General features: G+C 73.5%; 16 protein-coding genes. 7 read left to right on the forward strand and 9 right to left on the reverse strand.

What is annotated here, in order from left to right; translation table 11 throughout:
* Positions 1-24 precede the first annotated feature (24 nt).
* The 5 genes from JOE61_RS16355 to JOE61_RS16375 form a co-directional block, all read right to left on the reverse strand.
* Entirely contained in the window at positions 25-1,287 is a 1,263-nt protein-coding gene (locus tag JOE61_RS16355) for an HNH endonuclease signature motif containing protein (RefSeq protein WP_193667211.1), read from the reverse strand.
* 168 nt (positions 1,288-1,455) lie between these two features.
* Entirely contained in the window at positions 1,456-2,856 is a 1,401-nt protein-coding gene (locus JOE61_RS16360) for an exopolysaccharide biosynthesis polyprenyl glycosylphosphotransferase (RefSeq protein ID WP_193667212.1), read from the reverse strand.
* 117 nt (positions 2,857-2,973) lie between these two features.
* Entirely contained in the window at positions 2,974-3,657 is a 684-nt protein-coding gene (locus JOE61_RS16365) for a LuxR C-terminal-related transcriptional regulator (RefSeq protein ID WP_193667213.1), read from the reverse strand.
* Entirely contained in the window at positions 3,636-4,694 is a 1,059-nt protein-coding gene (locus tag JOE61_RS16370) for a sensor histidine kinase (protein ID WP_193667214.1), read from the reverse strand. Before JOE61_RS16370 ends, JOE61_RS16365 begins: the two co-directional genes overlap by 22 nt.
* 143 nt (positions 4,695-4,837) lie before the next feature.
* A complete protein-coding gene (locus JOE61_RS16375) occupies positions 4,838-5,524 on the reverse strand; it encodes an ANTAR domain-containing protein (protein WP_193667215.1) in 687 nt (228 codons plus the stop codon).
* Positions 5,525-5,676: 152 nt separating this feature from the next.
* On the opposite strand from JOE61_RS16375, the gene JOE61_RS16380 reads away from it, so the two are divergent.
* A complete protein-coding gene (locus JOE61_RS16380) occupies positions 5,677-6,318 on the forward strand; it encodes a DUF6758 family protein (protein ID WP_307823058.1) in 642 nt (213 codons plus the stop codon).
* A gap of 19 nt (positions 6,319-6,337) precedes the next feature.
* Positions 6,338-7,210: a PHP domain-containing protein gene (locus JOE61_RS16385; RefSeq protein ID WP_193667216.1), complete on the forward strand. Its 873-nt coding sequence runs from the start codon at positions 6,338-6,340 to the stop codon at positions 7,208-7,210.
* 3 nt (positions 7,211-7,213) lie between these two features.
* Here JOE61_RS16385 and JOE61_RS16390 read toward each other — a convergent pair whose 3' ends face one another.
* Positions 7,214-7,972 carry an SDR family NAD(P)-dependent oxidoreductase gene (locus JOE61_RS16390; protein WP_193667217.1) on the reverse strand — a complete coding sequence of 253 codons (759 nt, stop codon included), beginning with the start codon at positions 7,970-7,972 and terminating at the stop codon, positions 7,214-7,216.
* Between the two features lie 62 nt (positions 7,973-8,034).
* Here JOE61_RS16390 and JOE61_RS16395 point away from each other — a divergent pair, with 62 nt between their 5' ends.
* On the forward strand, positions 8,035-8,799 hold the full coding sequence (locus JOE61_RS16395) for a ParA family protein (RefSeq protein ID WP_193667218.1): 765 nt from the start codon (positions 8,035-8,037) through the stop codon (positions 8,797-8,799).
* A gap of 90 nt (positions 8,800-8,889) precedes the next feature.
* On the opposite strand, the gene JOE61_RS16400 is transcribed toward JOE61_RS16395, so the two are convergent.
* Positions 8,890-10,416, reverse strand: coding sequence for a DEAD/DEAH box helicase (locus JOE61_RS16400; RefSeq protein WP_307823059.1), 1,527 nt, complete (start codon positions 10,414-10,416; stop codon positions 8,890-8,892).
* A 203-nt stretch (positions 10,417-10,619) separates the two neighbouring features.
* On the opposite strand from JOE61_RS16400, the gene JOE61_RS16405 reads away from it, so the two are divergent.
* Entirely contained in the window at positions 10,620-11,345 is a 726-nt protein-coding gene (locus JOE61_RS16405; protein WP_193667220.1) for a ferritin-like fold-containing protein, read from the forward strand.
* Positions 11,346-11,390: 45 nt separating this feature from the next.
* Here the strand turns inward: JOE61_RS16405 and JOE61_RS16410 are convergent, their stop codons facing one another.
* Together JOE61_RS16410 and JOE61_RS16415 are read right to left on the reverse strand one after the other, a co-directional pair.
* Positions 11,391-11,612 carry a DUF3107 domain-containing protein gene (locus tag JOE61_RS16410; protein ID WP_193667221.1) on the reverse strand — a complete coding sequence of 74 codons (222 nt, stop codon included), beginning with the start codon at positions 11,610-11,612 and terminating at the stop codon, positions 11,391-11,393.
* A gap of 74 nt (positions 11,613-11,686) precedes the next feature.
* Positions 11,687-12,340 carry a TetR/AcrR family transcriptional regulator gene (locus JOE61_RS16415; RefSeq protein ID WP_307823060.1) on the reverse strand — a complete coding sequence of 218 codons (654 nt, stop codon included), beginning with the start codon at positions 12,338-12,340 and terminating at the stop codon, positions 11,687-11,689.
* Between the two features lie 202 nt (positions 12,341-12,542).
* Between JOE61_RS16415 and moeZ the strand changes: the two genes are divergently transcribed.
* The 3 genes from moeZ (at position 12,543) to JOE61_RS16430 (ending at position 15,729) form a co-directional block, all read left to right on the forward strand.
* Positions 12,543-13,742, forward strand: coding sequence for an adenylyltransferase/sulfurtransferase MoeZ (moeZ, locus tag JOE61_RS16420; protein ID WP_193667222.1), 1,200 nt, complete (start codon positions 12,543-12,545; stop codon positions 13,740-13,742).
* A gap of 156 nt (positions 13,743-13,898) precedes the next feature.
* Positions 13,899-14,789, forward strand: coding sequence for a S1 family serine peptidase (locus JOE61_RS16425; RefSeq protein WP_193667223.1), 891 nt, complete (start codon positions 13,899-13,901; stop codon positions 14,787-14,789).
* 61 nt (positions 14,790-14,850) lie between these two features.
* Positions 14,851-15,729, forward strand: coding sequence for a hypothetical protein (locus tag JOE61_RS16430; RefSeq protein ID WP_193667224.1), 879 nt, complete (start codon positions 14,851-14,853; stop codon positions 15,727-15,729).
* Positions 15,730-15,755: the final 26 nt, after the last annotated feature.

Genomic DNA, 15,755 nt, shown 5'->3' on the forward strand with positions numbered 1-15,755 from the left:
GTGAGAGTCGAGCAGACCTGGAATCTAGGTGCGGCGGTGGAAGTCGACCTTGTTGTCGGGTCCGATCCGGGCCTGGTACTCCGGGTCGTGGATGCGTCGGTGGTGGAAGGGGCACAGGAGTCGGCCGCGGGCCAGATCGGTGTGGCCGTGGCAGGACCATGGGTCGTCGTGGTGGGCATGGCACCTGGCTGGGGGTACGTCGCAGCCGTGGGCGGTGCAGCCGCCGTCGCGGATGCCCATCGCGATCCTCTGCGCCGGGGTGAAGTAGCGCTGCGCTCGTCCGAGGTCGAGCGGTTGGCTCTTCCCGCCCAGCACCACCGGGACGACACCCGCTTCGCAGGCGAGTCGCCGGGCGGTGGCGGCACTGACACGGTCGCCGGTGTCGAGAGTTGCGGCGGCGAGGCCGTCGTGCAGCGACTCGAGGGTCATGGTGACCACGACGGTCGCGTTGATCCCGCCCGCCTTGGGCAGCTGGTCCGTGTCGAGGCGCTCGATCAGCTCCACGAACGCCGCACCCAACCGCTGGGCGGTGGGGCGGCGTGCCGGCACCCACGCCTCGCTCTGCTCGCCCTCAGCCTCGCGGGTGGCGATCTGGTGCTGGGGGGCGGCGAACGCGAGCAGTGCCCGCTCGAGCATCTGCCCGGCCAGCAGCGGCACCGTGAAGGAGCCCTTGATGCGGCCGTGGCCGTCGTCGCGCATCCGGAACACGGTCGACTTCTCGGCCTCGCGCTCCTCACGGTCGAGCTGTTCGGCCTCCCACGCCTCGGCGACCTCGGGGGCGACCACCTCCAGGATCCGACGCCCCAGCACCCGCAGCCCCTTCGCATCGTGGACCTCCGCGAAGGTGACCAGTGCCTTCGCCGCCTGCTCCATCACCGCCGCGTCGAGGTCTTCGGGCAGGTCGTCCAACGCCGTGCAGATCACCGCCGCCTGCTCCGCGACGACGTGACCGCGCCCGAGCGCCTCGCGCACCACGTCATGGCGATCCAACCCGGCCGCCAACCGCACCTGCCGGAACGACTCCCGCTTCGTCGACCGGGTGACGTTCGCGTGCCACACCGCCACCGACGGCGACGCATTCGTCTCCGGCACCGCCACCGTCTCGGTGTGCGCCAAGGTCCGCGAGCGCAGCTCGACCAGCCTTGCCTCGGCCCGGGCGATCTCGGCCAACGCCTCCGCCGTTGCCGGCTGGCTCATCGTCCACAGCGGCGTCTCGGCGACCTCGTCCAACGCCGAGTGCACCCGCGCGACAACCCGGTTCACGGGGTGAGCGGCGGTGGTGGGCATGAGTACAGCATCTCAGCGTCCACCGACAAAAGGCCAGGTCAAACCACGTTTTCCACAGGCTGATCGAAAAGTTTTTCGCATAGGCGGCCGGCGGGACCTGGGTCGTGCTCCGCAGCCGGAGGGTGACGAACGCTCTCGAGCGACCCCACCGCTGTCCGGCTTCCCGGCTCAGTAGGCGCCGTCGTGGCTGAGCACGGCGCGCACGGTGCGCGCCAGGATCCACGCGTCGAGGCGCAGGCTCCAGTTGTCGACGTAGCGCGAGTCCAGGCGCACCGTCATCGACCAGGGCAGGTCGGAGCGGCCCGAGACCTGCCACAGCCCGGTGATGCCCGGGCGCACCGCCAGGCGGCGCAGCGCGTCCTCGTCGTACGTCGTGACCTCGCCGGGCAGCGGCGGGCGGGGGCCGACCAGGGCCATGTCGCCGCGCACCACGTTGACCAGCTGGGGCAGCTCGTCGAGCGAGAGCCGGCGCAGCCAGCGACCGGCCCGGGTGATCCGGGGGTCGTGGCGCATCTTGAACATCGCGCCGTCGCTCTCGTTGTGCTCCTGCAGGTCGGCGAGGCGCGCCTCGGCGTCGACGTGCATGGTGCGCAGCTTGAGGATCGAGAAGATCCGGCCGTCGCGGCCCACCCGCTGCTGGCGGAAGAGCGCGGGCCCGGGGGAGTCGAGGCGCACCAGCGCCAGCAGTGCCAGCAGCAGCGGCGCGAGGACCACCAGGGCCACCACGCAGGCCGCGCGCTCCCAGAGCGTCTTGAGGGCCCGTCGGGGGCCCGTGAGGTCGGCGTGGCGCACGTGCAGCAGCGACAGGCCACCGGTGCGGCGCAGCGCCGCGCGGCCGGAGTCGACGTCGAGCAGGCCGGGGCCGATCAGCAGGTCCACGCGGTCGCGCTCGAGCAGCCAGCCCAGGCGGCGCAGCGACGCCGCGTCGAGGTGGCGGCAGGGCAGTGCGACGACGCAGTCGGCCCGGTGCTTCCGGGCCAGGTCGGACACCGAGGCGAAGCCCGACGCGGCCGGCAGGTCGAGCCCCGCGCAGCCCTTGGGGCCGGCGAGGCACAGTGCCACCACCTCGACCTCGTTGCTCTCGTGCAGCTCCTCGACGAGCCGGCGCACCTGGCGGCGGTGGCCGACCAGGACCACCCGGGTGCGCGGCGGGCGGCGCAGCGACGAGGCCAGGCGCAGCCCGGCGCTGGCGACGCAGGCCGTCCCGGCCGCCCGCACGAGCTGGTCGGCGGGCACGAGGAGCCCGGTGATGCCGCTCAGCAGCGCGCCGAGGGCGACCAGGTGGATGCTCGAGAGGCAGATGCGCAGCAGGTCGGCGCGCCGCGGCACCGGCCCGGGGTCGTAGGTGCGGGCCAGGCCCAGCAGCACCACCCAGGCCACCGCGAAGGCCACCGCCAGCGCGGGGCCGGGCACCAGGTCGGGCGGCAGCCAGACGATGGCGGCGACCGTGGCCACCAGTGCGTCGGTGGCGGCCATCCAGTACCACCTCGTGCGTCGCTGGACCGGCCGCGAGAGGCGCTCCACGGAGGGATGCGCGACGCGCGGGCCCTGGTCGGCGTAGGCGCTCATGGACCCCCCTCACCTTGCACCTGTGTCGGCCCCGTGCGGCCAATCTAGGAGCCGGTGAGGTCCCTGGCATGCCGCGAATGCGGTATCGCCGGTGGGGTCCCGGGTGAGGGGGGTGTCTCAGTGCGCGACGAGGTGGCTCTGCGCCCGGTGGGCCATGCCCACGGCGGCCAGCTGCGAGCAGACCTCGAGCTTGGCCAGGATCGACTTGACCTGGGTGCGCACCGTGGCCTCGGAGACGAAGGAGGACTTGGCGATCTCGCGCACCGTCGTGCCCTGCATCAGGCAGCCCAGCACCTCCCGCTCGCGCGGGGTCAGGCGGTCGAGGCGGGCCCGCACGGCGGCGAGCTCCTGCTTCTCCTGGTGGTAGACGAGCATCAGCCGCTCGCGCTCCTCGCGGCTCATCACCGGCCGCCCGTCGCCGATCAGCCGGATCGTGGCCAGGATGGTGTTGAGCGAGGCGGTCTTCTCGAGCACGGCGCGGGCGCCGCGGCGCAGGCACTCGCCCCACACCGCCTCGCGGGTCTCGCCGGTGACGACCACGACCGCGGCCTTGGTGCGCACCAGCGGCTCGATGAGCCGGGTGCCGGGCCCCACGGAGCCCAGGTCGAGGTCGAGCAGGACGACGCGTGGGCGCACCCGCAGCAGTGCGGTGAGCAGCCAACCGGCCGGCGGGGTGCCCTCGGGCACCTCGATGCGGTGCACGTCGTGGCCCTCCAGGGTCAGCGCGACCTCGAGGGACTCGGCGAAGAGCTGGTGGTCCTCGACCACCGCCACGCGGGTCAGGCCGAGTGCGCGTGGCATGGCGGGACGGCTACGAGCCGGTGGGTGGTGGGCATGGTGTCGTCCTCCGTGGTGGTGACGTTCTCGTGGTCTTCGTGGGTGTCGTCGGTGCGCTGGTCCGGGTCGCTCGTGGGCAGCCGCAGCGCGAAGGTGGTGCCCCGGGGGCCGGTCTCCTCGAGCTCGAGGCCGCCGCCGTTGCGCTCGGCCAGGCGCCTGGCCATCGCCAGGCCCAGCCCCGAGCCCGGGGAGGAGGGCCCGCGGGCACCCCTGGTGAAGAGGGTCGAGCGCAGCCCCTCGGCCACGCCGGGTCCCTGGTCGCTGACCCGCACCCACACCTGGTCCTCGCCCTGCTCGACCGTGACCTCCACGCGGGCTCCCGGCGCGTGCCTGGCGGCGTTGCGCAGCAGGATGTCGAGGATCTCGGCCACGTCGTGGGGCTCGGCGAGCACCATCGCGTCCGGCAGGTCCGGGGCCGGCTCGTCGACGGGCTCGCCCCGCAGCTGGGCGGCCACGAGGGCGTCGACGACCAGCGGCGCCACCGGCACGTCGTCGTACGTCGCGGCGGGGCCGGCGGCCTCGCCGTGCTCCGGCGGCTGCTCCCCCTCCTCGTCGGCGTCGAGCACGTCCGGCTCGGCCGGCGGGACGTGGCGCAGCCCTCCGGAGAGCAGGTGCTGGATGCGGTCGAGGTCGCGCTCGCGCAGGTGCAGCAGTCGCGCCCGCGTCTGCTCGTCGAGCAGCTCGTCGTGCTCCTGCAGCAACCGGTCGCTGAGCACCAGTCCGGCCAGGGCGGTGCGCGCCTCGTGGAGCGTGTCCTCGTCCTCGCCGAGCAGGCGCTCGGTCTCGTCGACCCGCTCGCACACCTCGTCGAGCTCGCGCCGCGCCTGCTGGCAGGCGGCCCGGGCGCGTGCCCAGGCGACCAGCAGGGCGAGCAGGCAGCCGGCCGCGAGCCAGCTCGACGCGGTGGCGGCGTCGCGGCTCACCCCGTTCACGAGCACGGAGACGCAGACCACCGCCAGCACCGCGATGGGGACCAGGACGATGCACGGGCGGGGCAGCACGGCCCCGAGCGTCCGTGGCCCGATCGCGGTCGTCGTCCTGCTCGTTGCGGTTCGTGCCACGCGCGTCATCCGTCCCCCTCGTCCCGGACCCCAATCTGGTCATGGAACGCGCAAAGATTCGTCACGCGAGCGTGAAATCCCGCTCAGGGTCCCGACGGCTCCGTGCTGTTGTCGCGGGCGCCGACGAGCCGCTGGGCGAGGTCACGGATCTTCACCTGCCGCCCCTGCGAGACGCGGCGCAGGTAGGCCATCGCCTGCTCGGAGTCCAACGAGAAGCGCTCCATGACGATGCCCTGGGCCTGGGCGATCATGCTGCGGGTGCGCAACGCCTCGGCGAGGTGCTCGACCCGCTCGGTCTGGGCGATCATGAGTGCGGCCAACCGCACCACGTCGATGGTGCGCGGGTGGGTGTCCCCGTCGAAGGCTCCCGGTCGTGCGGCCCAGGCGTGGAGCGCCAGGGGCCGGTGCACCATGCTGGGCAGGCTGATCAGCTGCACCGAGAGGTAGCCCGCCCCCGCGACCTCGCGGGCCCAGTCGGGCCAGCGGTCCTCGGTGCGCAGGTCGACGACGGTCAGGACCCCGTCCGGGTGGGTGGCCTCCGGGATCGGCGGGCAGATCGGACCACCGGGCACGTCGCAGAGCCGCGATGTGATCGCCGCGTCGGTGCTGGCCAGGTGCTCCAGGCGGCCCCGCGCGTCCCAGGCGACCAGGCCCGCGACCTCGGCACCGAGCATGCCGCGGGCGGTGGTGAGCAGACCCGCACACGCGGCCTCGAGGCTGGGGGCCCCGGTCAGCGCCTCCAGCAGTGCGTCGACCGCGTCGTCGGTCATGATGGCCCTCCTCGACCCGGCCGGATCGGGGGGCGCCGGCGCCGATTGGTCCACAGGGTCCCATGCGGGACGCCCCACCACCACGACCTCTGGACCACCTGCGCCCGAGCCGGGTCTTGACGAGCAGCGGGCCGCTGAGGACCGTTGTCACCGTGCCGAGCGCCGCCTGCCCCCGATGTCCCGCGCCGGTCGCCCCGCCCGGCGACGGCTCGTCGCTGTGGTCGTGCCCCGAGCACGGGCCGGTGCCCCCGCTGTGGCACGCCGAGGAGGCGTCGTACGACGGGTTCGCCGAGCACCTGCGCCGGGCCGGGCACTTCCCGACGTTCCTGCCCTGGCCGCTGAGCCCCGGCTGGGCGGTCACCGACTTCGCCGCGGTCGGGGAGGGGGAGGCCGCCGTCGCCACGATGACCTGCGTCAGCGGCCCCAGCCGCCTCGACGGGCCGGTCGACGTGCACGTGGTCGCCGAGGAGCCCGGCACCGGCTTCGCCGCCCGGGTGGCCGGCACCGCGCGCGCCGACCCCGGCCCGGAGGCCGGTCACGGACCCGCCGACGTGCGGGTGCGCCTGGAGCGCCAGCAGGTGCCGCTGTGGACGGTGTCCACCAGCGCCAGCCCGGGGGAGTGGGACCGCTCGGTGCTCGCGGGCGAGGCGCAGGGCCGTTGGCTGTGGCTGGTGGTGCGCCCGGCCTCGGCGGTGCTGCTGCTGCGCGACGACTGGATCCTGCGCGACGTCTCGGCGGTGGGGCCGGCGGTGGTCGAGCTGCCCTTCGACGGGCCGGCCCCGGGCTGGACCTAGCCGGACCTACGCTGGCGGGGTGCGCATCGACCTCCACACCCACTCGCGGGCCAGCGACGGCACCCAGTCGCCCACCGAGCTCGTGCACGCCGCGGTCGCGGCGGGTCTCGACGTGCTGGCCCTGACCGACCACGACAGCGCGGAGGGCTGGGCCGAGGCGGCGCGGGCCGCCGACGCGACCGGGCTCCGGCTGGTGCGGGGCATGGAGGTCAGCACCCGCCACGAGGGGCGCGGCGTGCACCTGCTCGCCTACCTGCCCGACCCGACGTACCCGCCGCTGGCCGCCGAGCTCGAGCGCGTGCGCGAGGGCCGGCGCTCGCGGGTGCCGGGCATGCTGGCGGCGCTGCGCGCGGCCGGTGTCGACCTCACCGAGGACGACGTGGCCCGGGTCTCGGGCCACAGCGCTGCCAGCGGCCGTCCGCACGTCGCCGACGCGATGGTCGCAGCCGGGGTCGTCGCCGACCGGGGCGAGGCCTTCGAGCGGTGGCTCAGCCCCGGGCGGCCCGGGCACGTCGACAGGTACGCCGCCCCGCTGCGGCGCACGATCCGCCTGGTGGGCGAGGCCGGCGGGGTCGCGGTGGTGGCCCACGCGTGGGGGCGGCGCAGCGACGAGAGCCCCGACGCCGAGGCGTTCGCCGAGCTGGCCGACCTCGGGCTGGCCGGCATCGAGGTCGACCACCAGGACCACTCGCCGCGCGCTCGTGCGCGGCTGCGCGCCATCGCGCGCGAGCTCGACCTGGTGGTCACCGGCTCCAGCGACCACCACGGCCTGGGCAAGGTCGACCACGAGCTGGGCTGCCACACGACGGCGCCCGAGGAGCTCGAGCGGCTGCTCGACCTGGCGGCCGCGGCGGCGCTCGCCTCGGGGCGGCGTACGCCCGAGGTGGTCTGAGCCCTACTTGCGGCCCAGCGACTGGAAGCGCTGCAGGACGCCTCGGGGCACCACGCGCGCGGCGCCGGTGATCAGCTTGTAGCGGGCGCTGGGCACGGAGTAGACCTTGCCCCGCTCGAGGTCGGCCAGCGCGGTGCGCACCAGGTCGTCGGCGTCGAGCCAGAGGAAGTCGGGCGCGGAGTCCTGCGCGACCTGCATCCGCTCGTGGAACTCGGTGCGCACGAAGCCGGGGCACAGGGTGGTCACGGTGACGCCGTGGGGCGCGTACTCGGCCGCGGCCCACTCGCCCAGCTTGTTGACGTAGGCCTTGGCCGCGGAGTAGGAGCCGCGCGGCAGGAACGAGGCCACGCTCGAGACGTTGAGCACCCGGCCGTGCCCGCGCTCGACCATCGGGCCCAGCGCGGCGTGCATCAGGCGCATCACCGCGGTCACCAGCACGTCGAGCATGGCGGTCTCGGCGGCCACGTCGTTGTCGAGGAACCGGCCCTTGAGGCCGAAGCCGGCGTTGTTGACCAGCAGGTCGACCGGCGCGGACCGGTCGCCCAGGCGCTGCTCGATCCGGGCGAGCTGGTCGCGGTCGGCGAGGTCGGCGACGAGCACCTCGACGTCGACGCCGAAGCGGCCGCGCAGGTCGCCGGCGACCTGCTCGAGGCGCTGCTCGTCGCGGGCCACCAGCACCAGGTCGTGGCCGCTCCCCGCGAGCTGGACGGCGAAGCTGTGACCGATGCCGGCGGTGGGGCCGGTGACCAGGGCGCGGGGCATGGGAGCAGTAGAACAGGTGGCTCGCGCCATCGGCAGGCCCGGATCGGGCATGATGTGGCCCGATGACCACCACACTCGCCGTCGCCAACCAGAAGGGCGGCGTCGCCAAGACGACGTCCGTGGCCTCCCTGGGCGCCGCGCTCGCCGAGCTGGGCCACCGCGTCCTGCTGGTCGACCTCGACCCGCAGGCCTGCCTGACCTTCTCGCTGGGCATCGACCCCGAGGACCTCGAGACCTCGGTGCACCACGTGCTGACCCGCGGTCTCGACGCCACCGAGGTGATCATCGAGACCGAGGACGGCGTCGACCTGCTGCCGGCCACCATCGAGCTGGCGCGCGCCGAGGCCGACCTGCTGACCCGCACCGGGCGCGAGCACGTGGTCAAGGGGGTCGTGGAGGACCTCGACGGCGCCTACGACTGGGTGCTGCTCGACTGCCCGCCCTCGCTGGGCGTGCTGACCGTCGCCGCGCTGACCGCCGCCGACGGCGTGCTGGTGCCGCTGCAGTGCGAGACGCTCTCGCACCGCGGGGTGGGCCAGCTGCTCGACACCGTGCACGACGTACGCCGCTTCACCAACCGCGGCCTTGAGGTGTGGGGAGTGCTGCCGACGCTCTACGACGGCCGCACCAACCACGCGCGCACCGTGCTCGACACGATCTCGCAGACCTACGACCTCGAGGTCCTCGAGCCGCCGATCCCCAAGACCATCAAGTTCGCCGAGGCGCCCGCCGCGGGCCGCTCGATCCTGGCCACCAGCCGCACCAGCAAGGGTGCGAAGGCCTACCGCGAGGCGGCCGCCAACCTGGTCGCCCGCTCCCAGCGCTGACCCGGCCCAAATAACGCACTGACCCGGCCCGAACTTCCCCCACAGGAGGAGGTTCGGGCCGGGTCAGCGGGAGATCCGGGCCGGGTCGGCTCAGGCCTGGGGCGCGGGAGCGACGCTCTGGCCGCCGCCCTGGCCGCCCTGGCCACCCTGGCCACCCTGACCACCGCGGGAACGGCGGCGGCGGCGGTTGCGGCTGCCCGAGCCGGCGCCCTCGACGGGCTTCTCGACCTTCTCGCCGGACTCGTTGGTGCTCACCTCGGCGACGACCTCGCCGCCGCGGCTGCGGCTGCGGGTGCGCTCGCGGTTGCGCGGCGCGCGCTGCCCGCCGCCCTCACGACCACCGTCGCGGCCGCCGTCACGACCGCCGCGACCGCCCTCGCGGGGGGCGCGGGGCTCGCGGGGCGCCTCGGGCACGACGCGGCCCTTGGTGCCCTCGGGGATGCCCTGGTCGGTGGCCAGGTGCGGGGAGGTCGAGTAGGTCTCCTGCGGCTCGTCGAAGGGCAGGTCGAGGGTCTTGTTGATCATCTTCCAGCGGTGCAGGTCGGCCCAGTCCACGAAGGTGATCGCGATGCCCGAGGCGCCGGCGCGACCGGTGCGCCCGATGCGGTGCACGTAGGTCTTGTCGTCCTCGGGGCAGGTGTAGTTGATGACGTGCGAGACGCCGCGCACGTCGATGCCGCGCGCAGCGACGTCGGTGGCCACCAGCACCCGGATCTTGTCCTCGCGGAACTTCGTCAGCGCCTTCTCGCGCGCGACCTGCGCCATGTCGCCGTGCAGCGGGCTGGCGGCGAAGCCGCGCTCGGAGAGGTCGTCGGCCACCCGCTGGCTCTGGCGCTTGGTGCGGGTGAAGACGATGATCTTCTCGGCGTCGGGGGCCTGCAGGATGCGCCCGATGATCTCGGGCTTGTCGAGGTCGTGGGCCTGGTAGATGAACTGCGCGGTGGCCGGCACGGTCGCGTTCTCGTACGACGACTCCGCGCGGATGTTCATCGGGTGGCGCATGTGGGTGCGCGCCAGCGCGACGATCGCGGAGGGCATCGTCGCCGAGAACAGCATCGTCTGACGGGTCTCGGGGGTCATCTTGAGCAGCCGCTCGACGTCGGGCAGGAAGCCCAGGTCGAGCATCTCGTCAGCCTCGTCGAGCACCAGCGCGTGCACGTGGCTCAGGTCGAGGACCTTGCGGTGCGCCAGGTCGATGAGCCGGCCGGGGGTGCCCACGACCACGTCGACGCCGCGCTCGAGGGCCTCGAGCTGGGGCTCGTAGCCCACGCCGCCGTAGACGGTCAGGACGCGCAGGCCCAGGTCCTTGCTGGCCAGCGCGAGGTCGTTGGAGACCTGCAGCGCCAGCTCGCGGGTGGGGGCGACGATGAGGGCCTGCGGCTTGCCCTGCGGCAGGTCGGCGTACGCCGGGTCGTCGACGGTGGTGCTGCGCTGCAGCACCGGGATGCCGAAGGCCAGGGTCTTGCCGGTGCCCGTGCGGGCCTGGCCGATCAGGTCGGTGCCCATCAGGGCGACCGAGAGGGTCATCTCCTGGATGGCGAAGGGGGTGGTGATGCCGGCGCGCTCGAGCGCGTCGCAGATCTTGGGGAGGACCCCCAGGTCACGGAAGGTGGTCACGTCGGTATGTCTGCTTTCGTCGTCAGCCGCGGTGGGCCGGGTGGCTCGGAGCGGCGGACCCGGCGGACTCGGAAAGCTCGCTGGCGCGTCTGCCGCGCACATGCTGGCGGGTGGTTTCCCGCCTCGGCGCCGTGCCCGGGTGCCCGCTCGTGGCGGCACCGGCACAGCGCTCGATGGGCCCAGGGTATCGGTAGGGTGCGCGCATGACTGAATCCCAGGCCGGCGACACGCCCGTCTCCCGGGCGCGCGAGGCGGAGCTGGCGCTCGCCGATCCCGCCTACCGCGAGGCGGTCGTCGACCTGCTCGGCGTGCTGGCCTACGGCGAGATGTCGGCCTTCGAGCGGCTGGCCGAGGACGCCAAGCTGGCCCCCACGCTCGAGGACCGGCTGGCCATCGCGCAGATGGCGGCCAGCGAGGTGGCCCGGGTCGACCGGCTGCACCGACGCATCCGCGAGCTCGACGGCGACCCGTTCGTGGCGATGGCGCCCTTCCGCAGCGCGCTCGACCTCTTCCACGAGCACACCGCGCCCTCCGACTGGTACGAGGGCCTGATCAAGGCCTACGTCGGGGACGGGCTGGCCGACGACTTCTACCGCGAGATCGCCGCCTACCTCGACGCCGGCACCCGCGAGCTGGTGCTGTCCTCGCTCGAGGAGGGCCCGCACGCGGCGTTCGTGGTCGACCGGGTGCGCGCCGGGATCGCGCGCGACCACCGGCTGGGCGGCCGGCTGGCGCTGTGGGGCCGGCGGCTGATGGGCGAGGCGCTGATCCAGGCCCAGCGGGTGGCCGCCGAGCGCGAGGCGCTCTCGGCGCTGCTGGCCGGGGGCGTGGACCGCCCCGGGCTCGACCTGGCCGCGCTGGGCCGGATGTTCACCCGGCTCACCGAGCGCCACACCGAGCGGATGTCCGAGCTCGGCCTCGACGCCTGAGCCCGGACCCGCCCGTCGTACGGGGTCGTACGGGGTGGTGCCGGGTCAGCTGCGGAAGCCGACCGTCCCGACGCTCGCGGTGCCGATCTCGACGTAGGCGAGCTTGGCGGCCGGCACCAGCACGGTGCGGCCCTTGGTGTCGGTCAGGGTCACGACGCCACCGGACTCGACGGCGGTGGCGACCTGCTGCTGCACCTGCTCGGCCGTCTCGTCGGTCTCGACGCTCAGCTCGCGCTGGGCCTGCTGGATGCCGATCTTGACCTCCACGGGTCCTCCTCCTGTTGGGTGCTGCTGGAACGTGCTGGGTGCCGACGGTTCAGTGCTCGTCTCAGAGCTCGGTCTCAGTGCTCGTCGGCCTTGGGGTAGCCACGGATGCCCCGCCAGGCCAGGCCGGCGATCAGCGCGGTGGCGTCGGCGCGGTCGATGCCCGCGGTGTCGTTGAGCCAGAACCGCGCGCTGACCTGTGCCATTCCCACCAGCGAGACCGCGAGCAGGCGCGAGGACTCGTCGGGCAGCCCGGTGTCGTCGCGGATCACCTCGGCGATCATCGCCGCACACTCCGTGGTGACACGGTCGACCAGCTGGCGCACCGCGGCCTCGTTGGTCAGGTCGGACTCGAAGACCAGCCGGAAGGCGCCGTTGTCGTCGGCGACGTAGTCGTAGAAGGCGTCGATGGTCGCGGCCACGCGCTGCTTGTTGTCGGGGGTGGAGGCCAGCGCCGCGCGGCAGTTGTCGATGACCTGGTCGCAGGCGATGTCGAGCAGCGCCAGGTAGAGGTCCATCTTGCCGGGGAAGTGCTGGTAGAGCACCGGCTTCGAGACGCCCGCGCGCTCGGCGATGTCGTCCATCGCCGCGGCGTGGTAGCCCGAGGCCACGAAGACCCCGAGCGCCGACTCGAGCAGCTGGGCGCGGCGCTCGCGGCGCGGCAGGCGGGCCCCGCGCTGCCGGGCGGGCGCGGCGGAGGCGGCCTCGGCGTCGTGCTGGCCAGCTGGCACTGCTGCCCTCCTCGAAGGTGCGGTCACGGTCGTCCTTTGCTCGGGGCGCGAGCCTACCCCGCGGTAGCGGTGGTCCGGATGACGGGACGGCGTCGATCGGCGCCCGGGCCGGCGGCGACCATGGAGCACGCCGAGGGAACAGGACGCACCGGCAGGCTGTTGCGTCCACCAGACCCCCGCGAACAGACCGAGGAGCCCAGCAGTGACCTACCCAGCACTCGTGGAGCCGGCAGCCGAGCTGACCGTCGACGAGGTACGCCGCTACAGCCGGCACCTGATCATCCCCGACGTCGGGATGACTGGTCAGAAGCGCCTGAAGAACGCCAAGGTGCTCGTGATCGGCGCCGGCGGTCTCGGCAGCCCCGCGCTGCTCTACCTGGCCGCGGCCGGCGTCGGCACGCTCGGCATCGCCGAGTTCGACGAGGTCGACGAGTCCAACCTGCAGCGCCAGATCATCCACACCCAGTCCGACATCGGGAAGTCCAAGGCGGTCTCGGCCAAGGAGTCGATCGCCGAGGCCAACCCCTACGTCGAGGTGGTGCTGCACGAGGAGCGCCTCGACAACGACAACGTGATGGACGTCTTCCGCGGCTACGACCTGATCGTCGACGGCACCGACAACTTCGCGACCCGATACATGGTCAACGACGCGGCGTACTTCCTCGGGATCCCCTACGTGTGGGGCTCGATCTACCGCTTCGACGGCCAGGCCTCGGTCTTCGCGCCGTCGATGGCCCAGGACGCGCCGTGCTACCGCTGCCTCTACCCCGAGCCCCCGCCGCCGGGCATGGTCCCCAGCTGCGCCGAGGGCGGCGTGCTGGGCGTGCTGTGCGCCTCGATCGGCTCGATCCAGGTCAACGAGGCCATCAAGCTGCTGACCGGTGCGGGCGAGCCGGCCATCGGCAAGCTCGTCATCTACGACGCCCTCGAGCTGGAGTGGCGCAAGCTCAAGGTCCGCAAGGACCCGGCGTGCCGCCTGTGCGGCCCCGACGCCGACGTCACCGAGCTCATCGACTACGAGGCCTTCTGCGGCGCGATCTCCGAGGACGCCGCCGACGCGGCTGCGGGCTCGACGATCTCGGTGAACCAGCTGGAGAAGATGCTGGTCGAGCGCGAGGCCGGTGAGCGCGACTTCGTGCTGGTCGACGTGCGCGAGCCCAACGAGTACGAGATCAACAAGATCCCCGGCTCGGTGCTGATCCCCAAGGGCGAGTTCCTCAACGGCAACGCCCTGGGCCAGCTGCCCTCCGACAAGCAGGTCGTCCTGCACTGCAAGTCGGGGGTGCGCTCGGCCGAGGCGCTCGCGGTGCTCAAGGGCGCCGGCTTCGACGACAGCGTGCACGTCGGCGGCGGCGTGGTGGCCTGGGTCAACCAGGTCGACCCCAGCCAGCCGTCGTACTGACAGCAGGCGTGCGGGTCGTCTGACCCGTCCGGGCCACGCCCGGGTAGTCCCTCCGGGCTACCCGGGCGTAACCATGTCCCCCCGGGGTCGTTGAGCCGGGTGATGTGACCTCCATCTCGGGAGGTCGCCGGCCACGACCAGGAGGACCTCGTCCCGATGAAGACAGCCAGCCACAGCCGCGCCACCCTGCGCCGCGCCACGGGCGCCCTCGCCGCGCTCGCCGCCACCGGTCTCGCGGCCGGGGTCGCCACCTCGGCCCCCGCCGTGGCCGCCCCCACCTGGGCGCCGGCCGACCAGGCGACGATCACGCCGGGCACGCAGATGTACACCGACGGCGCGCAGTGCACGTCGAACTTCGTCTTCACCGACGCGGCCAGCAACGTCTACCTCGGCTACGCGGCGCACTGCGCCGGGCTGGGCGAGGCCACCGACACCGACGGCTGCCTCAACGACTCGGTGCCGCTGGGCACCGAGGTCACCTTCCGCAAGGGCGGCAGCCTCCTCAGCTCGGGGAGCGAGCTCGGCAGCGGCGAGCTCGCCTACTCCTCGTGGCGCACCATGCGCGACATCGGCACCACCGACGAGAACGCCTGCGCCTACAACGACTTCGCCCTGGTCAAGGTCGACGCGGCCGACGTGTCCAAGGTGAACCCGAGCATCCCGTTCTGGGGCGGCCCGACCGGCATCGACACCGACGGCACCGCCGCCGGCGACCGGGTCTACAGCTACGGCAACTCCAGCCTGCGCGCCGGCCTCGAGCCGCTCTCGCCCAAGACCGGCATCAGCCTGGGCGACAGCGCCGCCGACGAGGGCTGGAGCCACCCGCTCTACACCGTGACGCCGGGCGTGCCCGGTGACTCCGGCTCGGCGTTCGTCAGCGAGGACGGCGAGGCGATCGGCACCCTGTCGACGCTGGGCCTGGCGCCGCTGCCGCTGTCGAACAACATCGGCGACCTGTCCCGCGAGCTGGCCTTCGCCCAGCAGCACTCCGGCATCGCGGGCCTCGAGCTGGCCCTGGGCACCGAGCCCTTCTCGCCGCTGCTCTGACACATCTCGTCCGATGCCCCCGCTCGCGTAGCCGAGCGGGGGCATCGCTCGTTGAGGGAGCATGCGCACCCGACCCGTGACGGCTCCCGCCGCCGTCGTCCTGGCCCTCCTGCCCGTCCTCCTCGGGCTGCTGCTGCCCGCGGGCGCCGGAGCGGCGACCGCTCGCCGCTTCGCCTCCTGGGCGCCGGCCGACGAGGCCACCATCACGCCGGGCGTGCAGATGTACACCGACGGCTCGCAGTGCACCGCCAACTTCGTCTACACCGACCGGCGCGGGCGCGTGTACGTCGGCTACGCCGCGCACTGCGCCGGCCTGGGCGAGGCGACCGACACCAGCGGCTGCGACACCGCGACCCTGCCGCGCGGCACGAAGGTCCGCTTCGCGCAGGGCGGCAACCTCGCCTCCGGGGGCACCACGGTGGGCCGCGGACGGCTGGTCTACTCGTCGTGGGAGACCATGCAGCGCCTGGGCACCACCGACGCGGACACGTGCGACTACAACGACTTCGCGCTGGTGCGCCTGCAGCAGCGCTTCGCCCGCTCGGTCAACCCCAGCGTGCCGTTCTTCGGTGGTCCGACCGGGGTCTCGACCGACGGGGCGCCGGCCGGGTCGCAGGTCTACAGCTACGGCCAGTCGAGCCTGCGGCCCACGACGCTGCTCTCCCCGAAGGTGGGGGTCTCCCTGGGTGCCTTCGGTGACTGGAGCTGGGACGTCTACACCCTGACCCCGGGAGTGCCCGGCGACTCGGGCTCGGGGCTGCTCGACGCCGACGGCGCGGCCTTCGGGACCCTGTCGACCGTGGCGCTGGCGCCGCTGCCGCTGAGCAACGGCGTCGGCGACCTGGTCGCCGAGCTCGACTTCGCCCGGCGCCACTCCGGCATCAAGGGGTTGCGCCTGGCCCGGGGCACCGAGCCGTTCTCCACCCTGCCGCTGGGCTGAGCGCGCCGGTGGCGACCGGTAGGTTC

It is taken from the genome of Nocardioides salarius (genome assembly GCF_016907435.1).
Taxonomy (GTDB): Bacteria; Actinomycetota; Actinomycetes; order Propionibacteriales; family Nocardioidaceae; genus Nocardioides; species Nocardioides salarius.